The organism is Mediterraneibacter glycyrrhizinilyticus, assembly GCF_015560805.1.
Lineage (GTDB): Bacteria > Bacillota > Clostridia > Lachnospirales > Lachnospiraceae > Schaedlerella > Schaedlerella glycyrrhizinilytica_A.
In genome coordinates, this window is sequence record NZ_JADMSO010000005.1 from 183776 (window position 1) to 202821 (window position 19046).

Annotated in this window: 19 protein-coding genes and 2 pseudogenes; 18 read left to right on the forward strand and 3 right to left on the reverse strand. The window is 40.7% G+C overall.

The genetic code is table 11. The annotated features are described in order from the left end of the window. Positions 1–6: 6 nt before the first annotated feature. Positions 7–513, forward strand: a complete 507-nt coding sequence (locus I2H87_RS07125) for a flavin reductase family protein (protein WP_195609600.1) — start codon at positions 7–9, stop codon at positions 511–513. A 90-nt stretch (positions 514–603) separates the two neighbouring features. Here I2H87_RS07125 and I2H87_RS07130 read toward each other — a convergent pair whose 3' ends face one another. Then, on the reverse strand, positions 604–1914 hold the full coding sequence (locus I2H87_RS07130) for an alpha-amylase family glycosyl hydrolase (RefSeq protein ID WP_195609601.1): 1311 nt from the start codon (positions 1912–1914) through the stop codon (positions 604–606). Between the two features lie 265 nt (positions 1915–2179). Here I2H87_RS07130 and I2H87_RS07135 point away from each other — a divergent pair, with 265 nt between their 5' ends. The 15 genes and pseudogenes from I2H87_RS07135 to I2H87_RS07200 all read left to right on the forward strand — a co-directional run. Continuing rightward, positions 2180–3892: a sensor histidine kinase gene (locus I2H87_RS07135; RefSeq protein ID WP_195609602.1), complete on the forward strand. Its 1713-nt coding sequence runs from the start codon at positions 2180–2182 to the stop codon at positions 3890–3892. Positions 3893–3895: 3 nt separating this feature from the next. After that, positions 3896–4648 carry a response regulator transcription factor gene (locus tag I2H87_RS07140; protein ID WP_009266609.1) on the forward strand — a complete coding sequence of 251 codons (753 nt, stop codon included), beginning with the start codon at positions 3896–3898 and terminating at the stop codon, positions 4646–4648. A gap of 139 nt (positions 4649–4787) precedes the next feature. Further along, the gene (locus I2H87_RS07145; RefSeq protein WP_195609603.1) at positions 4788–6281 is read left to right on the forward strand and encodes an ABC transporter substrate-binding protein; all 1494 of its coding nucleotides are present in this window, start codon (positions 4788–4790) and stop codon (positions 6279–6281) included. 76 nt (positions 6282–6357) lie between these two features. Continuing rightward, complete coding sequence (locus I2H87_RS07150; RefSeq protein ID WP_009266607.1) at positions 6358–7284, forward strand: ABC transporter permease; 927 nt, start codon at positions 6358–6360, stop codon at positions 7282–7284. Positions 7285–7295: 11 nt separating this feature from the next. Beyond that, positions 7296–8186 carry a carbohydrate ABC transporter permease gene (locus I2H87_RS07155; RefSeq protein ID WP_009266606.1) on the forward strand — a complete coding sequence of 297 codons (891 nt, stop codon included), beginning with the start codon at positions 7296–7298 and terminating at the stop codon, positions 8184–8186. Between the two features lie 6 nt (positions 8187–8192). After that, positions 8193–9530: a carboxylesterase/lipase family protein gene (locus I2H87_RS07160; protein ID WP_195609604.1), complete on the forward strand. Its 1338-nt coding sequence runs from the start codon at positions 8193–8195 to the stop codon at positions 9528–9530. A 287-nt stretch (positions 9531–9817) separates the two neighbouring features. Beyond that, positions 9818–10246 carry a 50S ribosomal protein L13 gene (gene rplM, locus I2H87_RS07165; RefSeq protein WP_009266603.1) on the forward strand — a complete coding sequence of 143 codons (429 nt, stop codon included), beginning with the start codon at positions 9818–9820 and terminating at the stop codon, positions 10244–10246. A gap of 26 nt (positions 10247–10272) precedes the next feature. Further along, on the forward strand, positions 10273–10665 hold the full coding sequence (gene rpsI, locus I2H87_RS07170; RefSeq protein ID WP_009266602.1) for a 30S ribosomal protein S9: 393 nt from the start codon (positions 10273–10275) through the stop codon (positions 10663–10665). Between the two features lie 378 nt (positions 10666–11043). After that, entirely contained in the window at positions 11044–11169 is a 126-nt protein-coding gene (locus tag I2H87_RS13895) for a hypothetical protein (RefSeq protein WP_279306357.1), read from the forward strand. 92 nt (positions 11170–11261) lie between these two features. Then, a complete protein-coding gene (locus I2H87_RS07175; RefSeq protein WP_207746051.1) occupies positions 11262–11534 on the forward strand; it encodes a hypothetical protein in 273 nt (90 codons plus the stop codon). 229 nt (positions 11535–11763) lie between these two features. Further along, positions 11764–12693 carry a RhuM family protein gene (rhuM, locus tag I2H87_RS07180; protein WP_195609606.1) on the forward strand — a complete coding sequence of 310 codons (930 nt, stop codon included), beginning with the start codon at positions 11764–11766 and terminating at the stop codon, positions 12691–12693. A 511-nt stretch (positions 12694–13204) separates the two neighbouring features. After that, positions 13205–13801, forward strand: a complete 597-nt coding sequence (locus I2H87_RS07185) for a class I SAM-dependent methyltransferase (RefSeq protein WP_195609607.1) — start codon at positions 13205–13207, stop codon at positions 13799–13801. After that, complete coding sequence (locus I2H87_RS07190; protein WP_195609608.1) at positions 13762–14940, forward strand: HNH endonuclease domain-containing protein; 1179 nt, start codon at positions 13762–13764, stop codon at positions 14938–14940. The genes I2H87_RS07185 and I2H87_RS07190 overlap by 40 nt, the downstream gene beginning before the upstream one ends. Positions 14941–14963: 23 nt before the next feature. Next, positions 14964–15226, forward strand: a pseudogene (locus I2H87_RS14090) (peptide deformylase). A 27-nt stretch (positions 15227–15253) separates the two neighbouring features. Next, positions 15254–15565, forward strand: a pseudogene (locus I2H87_RS07200) (DUF188 domain-containing protein); the annotation flags it as partial. Between the two features lie 3 nt (positions 15566–15568). Here the strand turns inward: I2H87_RS07200 and I2H87_RS14165 are convergent. Then, positions 15569–15868 carry a relaxase/mobilization nuclease domain-containing protein gene (locus tag I2H87_RS14165; RefSeq protein WP_408631512.1) on the reverse strand — a complete coding sequence of 100 codons (300 nt, stop codon included), beginning with the start codon at positions 15866–15868 and terminating at the stop codon, positions 15569–15571. Continuing rightward, the gene (locus I2H87_RS13900) at positions 15865–16065 is read right to left on the reverse strand and encodes a hypothetical protein (protein ID WP_195609610.1); all 201 of its coding nucleotides are present in this window, start codon (positions 16063–16065) and stop codon (positions 15865–15867) included. The genes I2H87_RS14165 and I2H87_RS13900 overlap by 4 nt, the downstream gene beginning before the upstream one ends. 532 nt (positions 16066–16597) lie before the next feature. On the opposite strand from I2H87_RS13900, the gene I2H87_RS07210 reads away from it, so the two are divergent. After that, positions 16598–17656 (forward strand): LacI family DNA-binding transcriptional regulator, encoded by a 1059-nt coding sequence (locus tag I2H87_RS07210; protein ID WP_054705011.1) that lies wholly within the window; start codon positions 16598–16600, stop codon positions 17654–17656. Beyond that, the gene (locus tag I2H87_RS07215; protein ID WP_054705014.1) at positions 17653–18978 is read left to right on the forward strand and encodes an ABC transporter substrate-binding protein; all 1326 of its coding nucleotides are present in this window, start codon (positions 17653–17655) and stop codon (positions 18976–18978) included. Before I2H87_RS07210 ends, I2H87_RS07215 begins: the two co-directional genes overlap by 4 nt. Positions 18979–19046: the final 68 nt, after the last annotated feature.

The window sequence follows — 19046 nt, forward strand, 5'->3', positions numbered from 1 at the left end:
AGAACAATGGCATTTCGTGAGATCCGGGCAGAAGAATTGAGTTTCAATCCATTTGATAAGATCGGGAAAGAATGGATGCTGATCACGGCAGGAGATGAGGCGTCGCACAATACGATGACTGCAAGCTGGGGCGGACTTGGAATCATGTGGGGCAAAAAAGTCGCCACAGTTTATGTCCGTCCGCAGCGTTATACAAAAGAGTTTGTAGACCGGAATGAACGCTTTACGATTTCATTTTACAATGAAGAGTACAGAAAGGCGCTTGCTGTCTGCGGGCGCAAATCCGGTCGGGACTGCGAGAAGGAAAAAGAAGCCGGATTGACACCGTATTATGTAGACGGAACAACCGCATTTGAAGAAGCGGAACTGATCTTTGTATGCAAAAAGCAATATCATCAAGAATTGAAAGGGGAATGTTTCGATGTCAAAGAAAATGATACGACACATTATCCGGATCAGGATTACCATATGATGTATATTGCAGAGATTGAAAAAGTTCTTGTAAAAGAGTAGCGTCAATGTACAAAGAAAAATAATGAATAAAAAAGCCTGTGCACCGAAAAGCTAATTTCGGGTGCGCAGGCTTTTTGCATGGTGTTTTATTTAATCCATTTTCAAGAACATGACACTGTATTTCGGCAGTTCGACCGAACCGGACAACGTGTGTGCCTTCCCTGTGAGCAGATCGGTACAGGTTCCGTTGAAATCTCCGTGATTTGCTGTGAGATCTGCATCCGAAGCATTGATCGCAACAAGGACACGTTCGGAATCGCTCTTTCGTTCAAAAATCAACTGGTGATTGGTGATTACGATATTTTTGTATCCGCCGTTACAAAGAGCGTCGCTGTTCTTACGAAGCGAGATCAGTTTTTTCAGAAAGTCCGTGAGTTCATTCGGTATCGGCGCTTCAAAAGACGGGCGGAGTGCATAATCGTTATCGGGCGCTTTTTCACCGAGTTCCCCCCATTCACTTCCATAGTAAATGCACGGAATACCGGGCATACCAAAGAGAATACCGTATGCAAGCGGCAGATGATTTTTATTTGCTAAGATACTTGCAATCCGAGTGACGTCATGGTTGTCTACAAAGTTCATCAGATGCTTGCCACGGTAGATACACCATTGTTCCGGTCCGTACTGACGGTTCAGAGAATGTGCGATCTCGAACAGGTTCATACTATTCAAACTGGAATAAATTCCTTTATAACATTCATAGTTGGTGCAGCTATGCAGCATATCATCGTTGACGATCAAGTTATAATCGCCGAATAATACTTCTCCGATCAATGCAAATCCCGGTTTTAGCTCTTCACAGAACGTACGGAGACGGCGCATAAAATTGTGATCCAGACTATAAGCTACATCCAGTCGGAGTCCGTCAATATCAAACTCTTCGATCCAGAATTTGACGCAGCCAAGAAGATAGTCTGTGACAGCCGGATTTTGAAGATTGAGTTTAACAAGCTCAAAATGTCCTTCCCATCCTTCATACCAGAAGCCGTCATTATAGCAACTGTTTCCGTCAAAACTGATATGGAACCAGTCTTTGTACGGAGAATCCCATTTCTTTTCCAATACATCTTGAAATGCCCAGAATCCCCGTCCTACATGATTAAACACACCGTCAAGGATGATGTTGATCTGATGTGCGTGAAGGTCTTTACAGACAGCGCGGAAATCGTCATTTGTGCCGAGACGGCAGTCGATTGATCGAAAATCTCGAGTATCATATCCGTGATTATCCGATTCAAAGATTGGATTGAGAATGATAGAACCAATCCCAAGTTCTTGCAGATAAGCGCTCCACTCAGAAATTTTTCGAATGCGCGGAATACAGATCCCGTCATTGTGGATCGGTGCATCACAAAAGCCAATCGGATAGATTTGATAAAAGGTTTCATTGTAAGCCCACATAAATTTGTACCTGCCTTTTTCTAAAATCAAAGTGAAAAGAAATTTACAGTAACATAAAAAGATTTCATTTTCACAAACATGTAGAAATATTATACAATAAAAATGCTAAAAAAAGAAAGAATTTGTGGGAAATTAACAGAAAAAGTGACTAAAAGCAAGGATAAAGCAACTGAAAATTTGTTGGATAGATATAAAAAAATTACATTGTATTTGAAGGGGGAATAACAGTAAAATAGAAATAGTGTAAAGGAAAGGAAAAATGATCATGAAAAGAAAGATAACGTGGAAGCAGTTGTTTTCATCTTCCGTGATCCGTGTGATGTGTATCGTTATTGCGGTGATGATCCCGGTGAATGTTGTGACGATCTTACTTGGGAAAATGGCGGTAAATCGTGCCGAAGAACAGTTTGCGTCGGAAACAAAAGGCGCATTGGATCTGTATATGCTGCAAGTGGAGGATGCAATGAAGCGCGCAGCGTGGAAAACGCAGCAGATCGCAGTTGATGATGTGGATTTTGCAAAGATCAATTCGAAAAAAATCACAACTACAACGGAATATTATGATGAATTACAGTCGGTTGTAAGACTGAAAGAAGTAATGAATAAGGCGATAGATGATAACATATTTGCGGCGGGAATGTATGCGTTTTTTCCGGAAAAAGAGATAAAAATAGTCGAATCCAATTATTCTTCGTATCAGACGGAACTTTTTGAACAGATTAATCGAATTATAGAAGAAAAAGAAATTCAAAAAGTAGGGTACTGGGAAGTGGTAGATCTTGAAACAACAGACATTGCACTATATGTAGGCAAACATCAAAATGCTTATTTCGGAGCGTGGTTTGATCTGAATCAGATTTTACGGAGAATCGTAAAAGAAGACGGAAGCCCGCAGATCCAAGCGTTTATTTCCGAAGATCGACAGATTTACAGTGAGAAAAATACGGAAAATATTGATTTGGAAACAGTCTTGAAAAATCCAAAGAAAGCGGGATATATCGTGATCAGAACGGAAAATAAATATGCGGATTTCTCTTTAATACAAGTAATTTCGAGAAGTACGATCAAAAACAATTTTTCCGGCATGACTCAGATTTTGAGTTGGTCGATGATTCTCGTATTGCTCGCGATTCCGGTAATCTTATATGTGCTGCGAAGGTGGATGATCGTTCCTTTAAACCAACTTTCTTCTGCGATGAAGCGTATCGAACATGGAGATACGGAATTTCGAATTACAGAAAAAAGCGCGGGAAGTGAATTTGAACAGATCAATAAAAACTTTAACCGGATGTTGGACGAGATGTCGGAATTGAAAATCGACGTATATGAACAGCAGCTTGAAAAAGAGAAGATCCGAAGATGTTTTTTGAGTCAGCAGATCCAACCGCATTTTATTTTAAATGCGATGAATATTTTGTATAGTTACGAACAGGATGAATATCCGCTGATCCAGAAGATGATTTTATGCTTGTCTCAATATTTTCGTTATATCGTAAATGCAAATACAGATTTTGTGGAACTGAAAAATGAAATGCTCCACATCAGGAATTATTTTGAAATTCAGCGGGCTCGCTACCCGGAAGAGTTTTTTGCGATCGTGGAATGGGACGAAGAATTAGACAACTGTTTGATCCCTCCGCTCTTGATCCAAAATTTTGTGGAAAATGCGATCAAGCATTCTCTTATGATCGGAAATAGTATTGATATTTTTGTGATCGCGAAGAAAATGGGAGATGAAAAAATCCAGATTTTTGTTGCTGATACAGGGAAAGGAATTTCTGATGAAATATTGGAAAAAATCAAGCGATTCCGAGAGACAAAGCAATACCAGGACGGACTTGGGGTTGGAATACAAAATGCGATCGAACGTTTGGAAGTGTTGTATGAGGGAAAAGCAGAATTGAAGATCGGAAGAGATCGTCCCAATGGGACAAGAGTGGAATTGATCTTGGAAAGGAAAGAAAAGGGGGATGCGTAACAGATGAGAGCGTTGGTTGTAGATGATGAAATTGTTGCTTTAAAAGCGTTGACACGAAGGATACAGTGGGAAAAATACGGGGTGGATCAGGTGTTTACCGCACGGTCGATGCAGCAGGCGCAGCAAGTATTAAAAAATGAAGAAATTGACTTTATGCTCTGCGATATAGAGATGCCCAATGGAACGGGATTGGATCTGGCGGAATGGATGCGGCAGCATTATCCGGAGATAGAGTGCGTGTTTATTACCGGACATGAAGATTTTGATTATGCGAGACGAGCGCTACGTCTGGGAAGTGTGGATTATGTACTGAAGCCGGTGAATTATGAAGAAATGGATACGATTCTAATGAAATTGGTAAAAAGTCTGAGCAGAAAGGCTGTGGTAGAAAGCGTGTCCGAATCGATCGTACACGATCTGGAGGAGAGGGATTCTGAAAATGCATCAGTGATCCCAAAGGTAAAGCAATACATTATCGAACATTTGTCAGAGAATATCTATATCGAAGATCTTGCGAAAGAAGTGCATTTGAATCCGCAGTATCTGATGCGGATATTCAAAAAAGAAGAGAATATTTCTATTTTAGAGTTTATGATGAAAAAAAGGATCGAAGTTGCGGAAAAATTACTGCTTCACACCGATTATCATGTTAATAAGATCGCAGATATGGTGGGATATGGAAACTATTCCTATTTCAGTAAAATATTTAAGAGAGAAACAGGGAAAACACCGGCCCAATTTCGAAAAGAAAACTAAGAAGAAAATTAAGGAGAAAAAGAAGAAAAAAGAAGTCATAAATGTGTCAGTAGGAGAACAGGATTGTGCTATAAATACATACATAGAGTTGATACAATCTGAATATAAAACAACGGCTCGTTTAAAGGAGGAGAAAAACATGAAGAAGAAAGTAGTCAGCTCATTACTTATTATGACAATGTTGACCACCGTACTGGCAGGGTGTGGATCAGGATCAAAGGATGAGGGGAAGAAACCGCAGGCAGACAGCGGGGAGACAGAGACGATCGCCATTCAGTTGGTAAACGTAGTGCCGGAACTGCCGGACGTAGAGGCGGTTGAGGCAGAACTCAACAAGATCACAGAAAAAGAAATCAACTGCAAAGTGGATATTCAGAATCTGTTCATCGGCGATCTTCCGACGACAACAAGTATGAATATCGTCAGCGATGAGAAAATGGATATTGTAGCAGTTGGATTGACTCAGAAATTGGCAGACATTTATGATGACGGAATTTTGATGGAACTGGATGATTATCTGGAGTATGCTCCGAATTATGTGGCAGCAGTAGAAAATGTTTTGAAAGCCGGACAGGTGAACGGCGTGCAGTATGCGCTTCCGGCAAATCCATACGTAGCAAACAGCCCGGGATTTGTATACAACAAAGATATGGCGGATGAACTTGGAATTACAATAGAAAAAGGCGCAGATCTTGATGATCTTACACGCTATTTTGAAGCAGTAAAAGCAAAGGATGTATATGGGACATCAGCGGGGACAAGCGGAGCTTTAAATGTGCATATGTACTATAATGTGGAGACATTTGGAATAAATGCAGATTTTGGATATATTGCAGATCCGGTAAATTCCACAAAAGTGGAAAACTTCTATGCAAGCGACCTGTTTAAAAATTATTGTGTGGCTGCTAAGAATTGGACCGATAACGATTATATGCCGGCGGGTTCTTTGACAGATACGACAACCCCGCAGGAATATTTTAAGATGGAAAAATTATTCGGTCTTCCGACCGGTTATGATATGTCACAGTTTGCAACATGGCAGAGCGGACAGTCATTTGCAATTGATATTGCACAGTTAGACGATCCGATCATTACAACAGCATCAACAGCAGAAAGAATGTGGGGAATTGCGGCAAACAGCAAACATCCGGAAAAGGCAATGGAACTGTTGGAACTGATTTATACAAATGCGGATGTGGCAAATCTGTTACAGTATGGTATTGAAGGAAAACATTATACAAAAGTAGAAGGTACTGAAAACGTATGTACAGCAGAGGGTGCGGAAGTAGGACCGGAAGGTTATACTTCTCTGTTTACAAAATATGGCGATCCGACAAAAGCAATGACAGCAGTACCGAATGGAGATGACTATCTGGAGAAGGTAGAGGAATTTAATAAAGATGTGCCGACATCGAAATCATTAGGATATGTATTTGACGTTACAAATGTATCTGCGGAAGCAGGGGCGGTTTCCAATGTGATTGCAGAACATTTGCCGAGACTTCAGTCAGGAAATGTGGAAAATGTTGATGCGGCGATCGAAGAGTTTGTAAATGCTCTGGATAAAGCAGGAATGACAGCGATCATCGAAGAAAATCAGAAGCAGTTAGACGCATATATGGAGCAGCAGTAAGCAGAAAATGTAATAAGATAAAGTGATCATCAGCAGGGAACCGAAATGGTTCCCTGTCTTAGAAAAAGGAGAAATTATGAAACCGGCAAAGAAAAAGAAAAAAACAAATTGGAAGCATTGGCTTCCGTTTTACCTGATGGGACTTCCGGGATTTATCTATTTATTCATTAATAACTATATGCCGCTGATGGGACTTCAGATCGCATTTAAAGACTTCAAATATAATTTGGGAATCTGGAAAAGTCCATGGGTTGGATTAAAGAACTTTGAATTTTTGTTTGCAACGGGAGACGCTGCGATCATGATCCGCAATACTTTGCTGTACAACATTGTATGGATTGTGCTGGGGATTGTTGTCGGCGTCGGAGCGGCAATTTTGCTTAATGAGGTGTATAATGCGAAACTGAAGAAATTTTATCAGACAGTGATCTTGATGCCGTATCTGATGTCGATGGTTGTCATTGCTTATCTGGTGTTCGCATACTTATCACCGACCAATGGTCTTGTGAACGGGATCTTGGAAGCATTAGGAAAGAGTCCGATTGAGTTTTATGCAGAGACAAAATATTGGCCGTTTATTCTTACATTTGTAAATCAGTGGAAAAATATCGGTTTTGGAATGATCTTGTATTTGTCGACGATCGTCGGAATTGATAAATCTCTTTACGAGGCGGCACAGTTGGATGGCGCGTCAAAATGGAAACAGCACAGATTTATTACGATTCCACTGATCAAACCGACGATTATTATGTTGTTTATTATGAACGTAGGTCAGATCTTCCGATCAGACTTCGGTTTGTTCTATCAGGTGCCGATGAATCAAGGCGCACTTTATAATGTAACTCAGACAATCGATACATATGTTTACCGAGCGTTATTACAGCGTAACGATATTGCAATGTCGTCTGCGGCAAGTTTCATACAGTCGATCGTAGGATTTATCTTTATTGTTACCGCAAATCAGATCATCAAGAAATACGATGAGAAGAGTTCACTGTTTTAGGAGGGAAAACGATGGTATCAAAGGATCAGAAACGTTGGAGTCTGGCGGCAAATATTATAATGATGATATGCTCTGTCGCAGCGATTCTTCCGTTTTTATTATTAATCATAGCGTCATTTACGGATGACAAAACGGCGATTCTAAACGGATATTCTTATTTCCCTGAAAAATGGTCTTTTGGGGCATATGAATATTTGCTGCAAGATATTGGAAAATATGCGCGTGCTTACGGAATGACGATTCTTGTTACGGCAATCGGAACGGTTGTATCGATCATCATCACATCGATGCTTGCCTATATGTTGTCAAAACGAAAACTTCCGGGTGTGAAAATATTGAATTTCCTTGTGATTTTCACGATGTTGTTTAACGGTGGATTGGTGCCGACTTACATGATCTATACAAGAGTATTTCATGTGAAAAATACAATCTGGGGACTGCTTTTACCGAATCTTCTGATGAGTGCATTTATGATCATGCTTGTCCGAAATTATTATGAACATAGTATTCCGGAAGAACTTTACGAATCTGCAAGAATAGACGGAGCCGGCGAATTTTATATTTTCTTTAAGATCGTGCAGCCGCTTTCAAAACCGATTCTTGCAACGGTAGGTCTGATGACCGGAATTGCTTATTGGAATGACTGGCAAAATGGTTTATACTATTTAACAAAAGACCAGTCGGCACATCTTTATACGATACAAAATATTCTGAATGAGATCAATACGAATATCGCGTTCCTGGCATCGACGAATGTAGGTGGATTTAATACCGCAGATCTTCCGACAACGACTGCGCGTATGGCGATTGCCGTAATCGGTATTTTGCCGATCTTAGTATTGTATCCGTTCTTCCAGAAATATTTTGCGAAAGGTTTGGTAATGGGTGCAGTGAAAGGATGATGAAAAATGGCAGTTGATCGAGTAAGAACAGAGTATGGCGAAGTGCAAGGTGTTTCAAAGGATGCGTATTCCGTATTTAGAGGAATACCTTACGCAAAAGCACCGGTCGGAGAATTGAGATGGCAGCCGCCGCAGCCGTTGGGAGCATGGGACGGCGTGTATTCGGCGGAAAAATTTCCGTGTAAAAGTATGCAGGAAATCAGAGAGATGCCGTTTTATGACAAAGAGTTTTATTCGGAAAAGTCTTATGATGTTCCATGCAGTGAGGACAGTCTGTATTTAAATATTTGGACTCCGGCAAAGTCAGGAGAAGAGAAACTTCCGGTTGCGGTTTGGATCCACGGCGGCGCATTTATGGGCGGTTATGGAAGCGAAATGGAATTTGACGGAGAACGTTTTTGTGAAAATGGAATCATTCTTGTTACGATCAATTATCGTTTGAATTTATTTGGATTCCTTGCACATCCATGGCTCAGTGCGGAAAGTGAAAAAGGGGTGTCCGGTAATTACGGAATCATGGACCAGATCACCGCACTGCAATGGGTTTCCCGAAATATCCGTGCATTTGGCGGCGATCCGGAAGTAATTACAGTTATGGGACAAAGTGCAGGGGCGATGAGTGTACAGACGCTGGTATCCTCTCCGTTGACTGAAAACATGATGAGCAAGGCTGTGATGCAAAGCGGCGGCGGATACAATAACGGAATGAATGATGACCTGTCCTTAGAAGAGGCGATGACATATGGAGAAGCATTTGTAAAGCAGACGGGCGCTAAAAATCTTCAAGAACTGCGAGAAATGTCGGCAGAAGAGTTGTATGTGGCATTTGGACGTTTTATGGGCGAAATGATGCAACAAGGCGCAGGGTTGGTAATGCGTCCGAATGTGGACGGATATGTACTTCCGGAAGGATATGATCGGCAGATCGAACAGGGAAAGATTAAAAAGATTCCATATTTAATCGGTTCTAATCAGAATGACATATTTGTAGAAAAGAAAGATGCAGACGCGGGTGTGAAAAGCAGACTTTATCAGGGATGTGTGGATTGGAGCAGATTTTTAGAGCAGGCAGGAGCAGATCCGGCATATGTGTACTATTTTAAACGTCAGTTGCCGGGTGATGATGCGGGAGCATTTCATTCGGCAGAACTCTGGTATATGTTCGGTACGCTCTCCCGGTGTTGGAGACCAATGACAGAAGCGGATTTTGCTTTAAGTGAAAGAATGATCGCATATTGGTCAAATTTCATCAAGACAGGAAAACCGAACAGTGACGAGGCAGATCTGGCAGAGTGGAAGCCTTGCAAGGGTGAGGATGGATTTGTCCTGGAACTGGATGTATAGATACGAAAATAAGATGAGCTTATCTGTTGCTTATGGCAGATAAGCTCTGTTTATGTATTATAGAAGAGGGATATAAAAAAAGAAATGTTGAGAATATAGAAGAAATAGAGAAAAGAAATATGAAGAAATGCAGAAAAAAACTTGACAGTAAAGGCTATAAGGTCTATAATGTCATGGCATGACAAAAGGAGAAACAGTATACACCAAAGCCCCGGAGTGTACTGATTTCATATAAAAACAGTAATTTATGAATGAAGATCACGTAGAAATTAACAGGAGGAACACCCATGAAAACTTATATGGCTAACCCAGACAAGATTGAAAGAAAATGGTATGTGGTTGACGCTGAAGGTCAGACATTAGGACGTATGGCTTCCGAGATTGCCAAAGTATTAAGAGGTAAGAACAAACCGGAATTTACACCACATGTAGATACAGGCGATTATGTAATCGTTGTAAACGCAGAGAAGATCAAAGTATCAGGTAAGAAACTTCAGCAGAAAGTTTACTATAACCACTCTGATTTCGTAGGCGGAATGAGAGAGACTACACTTGCAGAGATGATGGCTAAGAAGCCTGAGAAAGTTGTAGAACTTGCAGTTAAAGGAATGCTTCCGAAAGGACCTCTGGGAAGACAGATGATCCAGAAACTCCATGTATACGCTGGACCGGAGCACGCTAACCAGGCTCAGAAACCAGAAGTACTGACATTTTAAGGGGAAGTTGAAAGGAGGACATTACAGTGGCTAACGCAAAGTATTACGGAACAGGAAGAAGAAAAAAATCGATCGCAAGAGTATATCTTGTACCGGGAACCGGAAAGATCACAATTAATAAAAGAGATATCGACGAGTATCTTGGACTGGAGACACTGAAAGTTGTTGTTCGCCAGCCGCTCGTTGCAACAGAGACATTGGATAAGTTCGATGTTCTTGTAAATGTTCACGGTGGTGGATACACAGGACAGGCAGGAGCGATCCGTCACGGAATCGCAAGAGCTCTTCTGCAGGCAGATCCGGAGTACAGACCGATCCTGAAGAAAGCAGGATACCTGACTCGTGATCCGAGAATGAAAGAGCGTAAGAAATACGGTCTCAAATCCGCTCGTAGAGCACCGCAGTTCTCAAAGAGATAATCTCTCTTATTTTTCGGAGAAAATTATTACAAAGCCCCGCAAAATCATGGTTTTCGGGGCTTTATTTTTTTCAACGTTTCGAAAACGGCTAAACCCACCTGTACAAATTTGACCGTGTTTTGTTTCCTTAAATTTTTCCCGAAATACAGCAGTTTTCATGTCCGTCGACAAAATAACTCGTTTGTCTCAATTTGAACAAAAACGATGCTTTTAATCATCAGTTATACAAGAGCGTTTAACTTTTTTCAATGAAGTTGAGCGCTTTTTTGTATTTGCGACGAGCCAAAGTCCGAGCTTGCTCGGAATCTTGGCGACCGCAGTACAATCTCAGAATGTGTCAAAGGCACTTCTGAAGACGTGCGTTCAGAAGGAGGCGAAATGGAAATGAAGAATGAACAGGTGGTTCAGCTTCCAATGAATCGCTTAACAGAGTTCCCGGAACATCCCTATCCCAGGCAACTATACACATCAGCAGATGCAGGATACTATCATTCAGCTGCTTGAGGGTTGGCTTAGGGTAAGGAGGAGACAGGAAGAGTTACGAGGAGGAAAGAAAAGATGAGTAAGGTTATAGCGGAAAGAGGGTGAAGGCAGAGTTGATTGATGTACATGAGAACTGTGGAAAAGAGGATTTCCAGATTCCTGATCTCTTTGACATCGTTCCCAAAGGGGAAATCGCAGAATTTGAGGATATCATGCGTAAAATCATAACAGGAATCATCTCTGAGACCAGTGGCATAGCTACATGGGTGTATGTGCAGAAATATGTGAAGCACAAAACTCTGGATGAAATGCTGCAAGAATGGCAAGGCGCAGACCAGTTTATTATTGTCATGGATACCTGGTTCGAAAAATTGATGGCGGAATAATATGATGCTGTGATAGAATGAAGAAAATGATTGGATGTGCAAACTGGAAGTTTCACATGAGATGCCAGAAGAAGTGATTACGGAATACTGTAATGCAATTTCAGCAGTGGAGCAGATACAGAAGAGTTTTTCTACCGGTTGGGACTAAAAGATGAACTGAATCTGAAAAGTACAGTAAAATCTACATTAGAAATGTTATCGGGAAATATTCGTGGAGGGGAACTAAAGGATGAAGAATGAAATTGTATTATTTACAGATGGTGATGTTAATATAGAAGTTCAAATCAATCCTGAGCAGGAGACAGTTTGGCTGACGCAAAAACAAATGGAAGTGTTGTTTGATGTTAAGCACGCTACAGTAAGCGAACATATTTCAAATATTCTTGCTTCAGGAGAACTGGATGAGACTTCTGTCGGTTTTTCCGACAGAAGTACAGGGGGACGAAAACCGAAAATTTATAATTTAGATATGATTTTGTCTGTCGGATATCGAGTTAATTCTAAAAGAGGTATAGCTTTCAGAAAATGGGCAAATAATGTTCTTAAACAGTTTATTTTGAAAGGCTATGCAATCAATGAAAAGCGTCTTCAGGCGCTTAAGAAAACAGTTGATATTCAGTCAAGGATGCTTGCAGATGCACTTGATATAGAGGAGAAAGATGTGCTCAGAGCTGTGAATGAATACACAGATGCATTGATTCTTCTGGATCAATATGACCACCAGGCATTAAGTAAGCCAGCGGGAACTACTCCAGTATATCGCATTACTTATGAAGAGTGTGTTCAGATGGTTGGTCAGATGAAAGATTCTTTTGAAACAGATGTATTTGGTGTAGAAAAAGAGGCTGGTAAGGTACAAGGAATTATTGCCGCAGTTTACCAGAGCGTATTTGGACAGGATGCGTATCCATCCTTGGAAGAGAAAGCGGCGAATCTATTGTATTTTATGATAAAAGATCATCCATATGCAGATGGTTGTAAAAGAATTGCCGCATCACTGTTCCTGGAATTTTTAGACAAGAACAATGCGTTGTTCTTGGATGGAGAGAAGAGACTCAGTGATGGAACGTTAGTAGCAATTACATTGATGATTGCAGAATCAAAACCAGAAGAAAAAGATGTGATGGTAAAACTTGTAATGAATCTGTTGAAATTATAGTGGCATTGCATCGCATCGCTTTTATATTACAACAGTATATGATGAGATGAACCAACTTTGTGCCCAATGGGCACGAAGCTGGCATAGTCACTATGGTGTCAGGAGAAATTGTAGATTGTCAAGTAAAATTAAGCACTTTGAAATGATTTCTGTCTATTTAGTGTTTTATAATTAGGAATTATGAGGCTTACAATTATTCTAACAGAATTTTTTCTACATAAGCATTTTACAAAATTAGGTGAAAAGAGATAGATAACTTCAAGTTTGCGGGGATGACAATCAGTCATACTATGATTAGGAAATTGATTATTTTGTTAAAAGTTTAAATAATGATGCGAGTAATCAAATTATAGTATGTCCAAATCATCACAGCATTATTCATGATGTGGATCCTGTTTTCAATCGGAATAAATTACTATATAGGTATTTGAATGGTTATGAAGAGAAAATTATATTGAATCATCATTTATAGTGGTTATAAAAAGAAAAGGGGAATTTAAGGAGATCTTCTATGGACCGAACAATTAATTACTATAATCTTAATGCAAAAAATTTTATAGAGAACACTCAGAATGCAGACATGCATATAACGCAGAATCGTTTTTTGCGACTATTAGATGAAGGTGCATCTATCCTTGATTTTGGCTGCGGTTCTGGTCGAGATACAAAGTATTTCCTTGAGAAAGGATATGAGGTAACGGCAACAGATGGATCAGCAGAACTTTGCAAATTATCCAGTTCATTTACTGGTATTGATGTAAAGGAAATGTTATTTCAAGATCTTGATGCTATAAACGTATATGATGGAATCTGGGCATGTTCTTCTATCTTACATTTACCGAAAAGGGAGTTACTTCCTGTATTACGGAAGATGTATAAGGCACTGAAGGATAACGGCATCATTTACATATCCTTTAAGTACGGGGATTTTGAAGGGGAACGTAATGGTCGATATTTTACGGATTTTAGAGAGGATGATTTTCAAAAATTTATAGAAGATATGCCGGAGTTTATCGTTGAGGAGCAGTGGATTACTTCTGACGTACGTCCAGGAAGGGGGGAAGAGAAGTGGCTGAATTTAATTCTTTACAAGGGGAATATTTGTTAAATGTTAATGGTAAATATTACAACACCTTGGATATTTCAGGCTTTTCTCAGATGATGAAGGATCCTTCGTACTGTTATAAGTTTTACTGGCTGGAAGCGATTGTCAATATTATCTCTGAAGGGACGCAGGATACAACATTTGGAGAAATTATTGATGAGATGATTTGCAATGCATGGTATTCCGTAAGAGAATTTCATATTCATCTAAGCGGACTGCAGGCAGATGGATTTATAAGAGATGGTTTGGAGAGAGCAGTTCTTAAATTGACAGAAATTAGCAGTCTACCGTCAAATGCATCCAAGGTGGAAATAAAAAATGCCATTCATAAGTACGACAAGGAATTGAAAAGCTATAAAGAGCAGCTGACCAATATGGTACCAGGACGTGCATTGGCAGGATTTTTTGCCAATAGCAATGAAGAAGTACCTTGGGGAAGCATTCGTAGGTTAACAGAATATATCCGACGAGTTGACAGTACTGTGACTCCTTTGCCCTATACATTTGGAGAGAGCAGTAAACTGAAAAAAGAAATCCACTTCAATTTAGAATGGATGAATATGATTCAAGACAATACAGTTAATATTCTCGGATGGATACAGTATGAAAAGGTAAGGTGGTTACAAAATAACAATCCAGAAGTTCCAGGATTGATTTACAAACTGGCGCCAATGGATGAGAAAATGCGCAAGCTAAACAATGTTCGTAAGTTATGGGAAGGTATTTTGGATGTAAAAGGTATAAGAGATGTGTTCACTGGGAAGCAGATTCTAAAAAAGAATTATGAGGTGGATCATTTTATACCATGGTCCTTTGTTATGAATGATGAATTGTGGAACTTGATGCCGATGGATTCTTCTTTAAATTCATCCAAAAGCAATAAACTACCGAAATGGGACCCGTTCTTTGCAATCTTTGCAGAAAACCAATATGATCTGTACAGTTTAATTCATGAGAAAGAGGAATTGCATAAGCGGTTTGAGGCTTGCTATCGAGATAACTTGCATTCCATTTGGGCAGGACAGGAGTTGTATCGACCAGGAAATTCCAAGGAAGAGTTTTATAATATTTTGCAGAAGAATATGCAGCCAGTGTATGACTCAGCAAGACGTCAAGGATATGAAATATGGAGTTATAGTTAAATAAAAATACAGGGAGAACAGCTATGGTAAAACAGATTGTAAGAGAAGTTTTCTTCTTAGGTCAGCCATCTACACCAGCTACAAAAGCCGATATTCAGGTGGGAAAAGATTTGCAGGATACCTTGCAGGAAAATCGTGAGCACTGTGTTGGGATGGCAGCAAATATGATCGGTGTAAAGAAGAATATTATGATTTCAACTGGAAAAAACAGCGTCAGAAATTATCTGGATGGACAGCACAAATCTGTCAGCATGAAATTGATCATTTGTCAGGTAGGATTATCTAATGGAAATCGTAGGTGGGAGAAAATAATATGCAAATATTTGTTGATGCAGATGCATGTCCAGTAGTTGGTATTATTGAAAACATCGCAAAAGAATACAAGGTTTCAGTAACGCTACTGTGTGATACAAACCATGTGTTATCTTCTGATTATAGCGAGGTGATTGTGGTTGGTGCTGGAGCTGATGCAGTGGATTATAAACTAATCAGTATTTGCCATAAAGGTGATATTGTGGTGTCACAAGATTATGGGGTGGCTGCAATGGTCCTTGGAAAGGGAGCCTTTGCAATCCATCAATCGGGCAAATGGTACACTGGTCGCTCCATAAAATCCTGTCTGGTTACATCAAATGTACGAACACTGTTGATTACAATGTGTACGTGAATATTGCCTGCTGAGTTGTGCCCGTCGGGGGGGACAGACAAGAGTCTGATGCCCAGGGAAGTTCTTTTGGGCAAATTCCATGCCCAAAGCCTGGACCTGTTTCGAAGTCAATCCGTTATCATCACGGTCTTTTGGAGCGAAGTGGATGATATAATGATGAGCTTTAATTTCTGAACTTTTCTTATTTTTTCCATAGCGAAGATTCAGATCTTCACGCTCACGTCCGAATGAAGTTGGATCGCAATTGATGCCCTCGATTATGAATGGACCGTTGCCGAGATCAACGTTCCGGAAGGATTCAAATCGACCGTTTCACAAGACGGGAACAACTGGACGATCGTAAATGATGATATTCCGGGCTCATCTAAACCGACGGATCCGTCTGACCCGACAGATCCATCCAAGCCGATCGATCCGTCCGACCCGACAGATCCGTCGAAGCCGATCGATCCGTCCAATCCTGTCGCTCCGGAAGTACCGGGTACAGATAAGCCCGGAATGCCGAAAACCGGAGATAACAGCGCTCTGGTGGTCTGGATCGCGATACTTGTAGCTTCAGGTGTTGGATGTGCCGGTGTGATCGTGTATGAGCGAAAGAAAAAATATAGAAAGTAATGGTGGATCATTCCACCAGATATAGAAACGCCTCTGCGACTTAAAAGTTGCAGGGGCGTTTGCTGTGGGTGCGCATGGCGGCGTAGAAAGGCGAGGATAATATTCTTGACAAAAATGAATTAACAGAAAAATAAACAAAACAATATCAAAAAAACTGTATAAAATAGACAAAAACAAAATAATATAATACAAATTATTGACAAGAATCACCAAAAGTGCTAAAAATAAAAGTAAGAAATTTCTTAGTAAATCGATTTACAAAATATGCAGTCATTCACCAAAAGAAGGAAAAAGAAAAAACTTTATTTTTTTTACCTCATTGGTAAAACGGTTTACTAGAATGGTTTACCTAATGTTTACCAAGGAGGGAAGACAATGAAAGCAAGTGTAACAATTGCAGAAGTATCCAAGAAAGCAGGGGTTTCAAAATCAACAGTTTCCAATTATCTGAACGGAAAATATGAACGGATGTCGGAAGAGACAAAAAAAATCATCGGTGATACGATCCGGGATTTGGGATATACACCTAATTTGAGTGCGAGACGTCTTCCGAATAAGGAAAAGAGCAGAACGGTTTGTCTGGTGATTCCGGAAAACCTGACGAGGTTATTCGATTCCAAGTATTATCCGAAAGTATTTCACGCGATTGAGCGCCTGGCGGAAAAAGATAACTACAACATTTTGATTTATTCAAGAAAGCGGAATAATCCGGAGAAAGAAATGCTGTTTTTAAAAAGTATGGCATCTTCGGTTGTTGACGGATTCATCGTCTTTGATCTGGATTCTGAGGATCGCTTTTTTAAAGAATTCGAGACGGCAGGAATTCCATATGTGTGCGTCGGAAAAATTTCAGGCTATGAAGATTATCATTATGTTGCATCAGATCATGAGGAAGCCGCACGTAATACATTGGAATATCTGATACAGCTCGGTCATAAGAAAATTGCGGTATTTGAAATGTGTGACAGTGGTGTTGTTCAGGATGCAAGACTGAGTGTGATAACAGAGATCAGAGAGAAGTACAGGAAAGATGGTATAGAGATACAGCGAATATCCTTTCCGCCGAAAGCGTCGGATCAGGTGATCTATGATGTATGCAGGAAAGCGATGGAACAGCGGGAAAAACCTACGGCTTATGTGATCTCATCTTCGATCCGTCAGTACTTCCTGATGGCGGCAAATGATTTAAACCTGAGTATTCCTGAGGACATTTCGTATGTGAATATCGAATATTATTCCAGAAATGACTGGGGAAAGGAAGAACAGACAAGAGTGGAATCAAAGGCTAGTCTGATCGCAGAAACGGCATTTAAGAAATTGTTGAAAAATATTTATAACCCTTTGGCAAAGTTTGAGTCGGAACTGGTTCCGTTGGAGTTGACAATCGGACTTACAACAGGAATCCCCGGACAACAAAAGGAGGAAATCAAATGAAAAAGAAAATGTTAGCATGTCTGATGGCAGCAGTTATGACAATGGGTCTGGTAGCCGGATGCGGCGGAGGCGGAAGTGAAGAGCCGAAGGACGGTGATACAAAGACTGAAGAAGGATCCGGTGAAAGTGGAAAGAAACTGGTATTCTGGGACAAAGCAGAGTATGTTGATGAATACGCTACATTGATGAAAGATTTGGTTGAACAGTTTGCAGAAGAAGAGGGCGTCGAAGTTGATTATGTAAATGTCGCGGCAGCGGATATGAAGCAGAAGCTGATGGCTGCGATCGAAGCGGGAAATGCGCCGGATCTGATCGTTGGTGATGATACACTTGTAGGGCAGTTCGCGTCACTGGATCAGCTCGCAGACGTAAGTGATGTGATGAGTGAATTTGAATTTACTGAAGCTGCGCAGTCGATGAGTATGATCGGAGAATCTTCTTATATGGTGCCACAGGGATTTACCGCACCTGGTATGCATGTCCGGAAAGATAAATGGGAAGAAAAAGGTCTGGAGATGCCGACAACATGGGAAGAATTGAAAGAACAGGCGGCTAAAGTCAATGACCCGGAAAACGGTTTCTATGCATTGGGATTTGCAATGGGAGCTTCCGGCGGCGGAGATGCGGAAGGTTGGGTTAGAACGATCATTCTTGACTGGGGCGGACGGACAGTTAATGAAAAAGGCGAAGTCGTTGTAAATTCTCCTGAGACGGTAGAAGCGTTTAAGTTTATCAAATCGCTCTATGACGAGGGGCTTATCTCTCCGGATGCGGTTACAGGAGACGACAGTTGGAATAATCAGGCATATCTGGCAGGAACGGCAGGTCTGATCTGTAACTCCGGTTCTGTTATGGCAGCAATGAAGAACGATGATCCGGAATTGTACGAGAATACACAGATTATCCCGTATCCGGCAGGACCGTCCGGAGAAGCATATGTTTTGACAGGATGCAACGTATTTGGAGTGATGGAATCAGGTAAAAATGTTGACGTGGCAAAAGATTTTATCCGTTACTATTTCTCACATCAGGATAAATATGAAGAGATGATCGAGGTTATGGGCTCTATGTGGCAGCCGGTGATCGAGGGAATGGAAGACAGTGAATTCTGGCAGGATGAAGCAAACAAACCGTGGCTTGAAAATTCAAAACTGGCAGCAAGAACTTATTATCCGGCGCCGGTTGACGATCGGGCGATGACCTGTTTCAGCAACCAGCTTTGTGTAAAAGCGGTACAGGAAATGTTGATCAATGGGGCAACACCGGAAGAAGCAGTGGAAAGTCTGGAAACCTCATTTAAGGAAGTCTATGAGGCAAAGTAGAGTAGGGCAGTAATCGTTCCCGGGGCGCTGCGAGGTGCAGTGCCTCCGGATCTTACAGGAGGAATCTT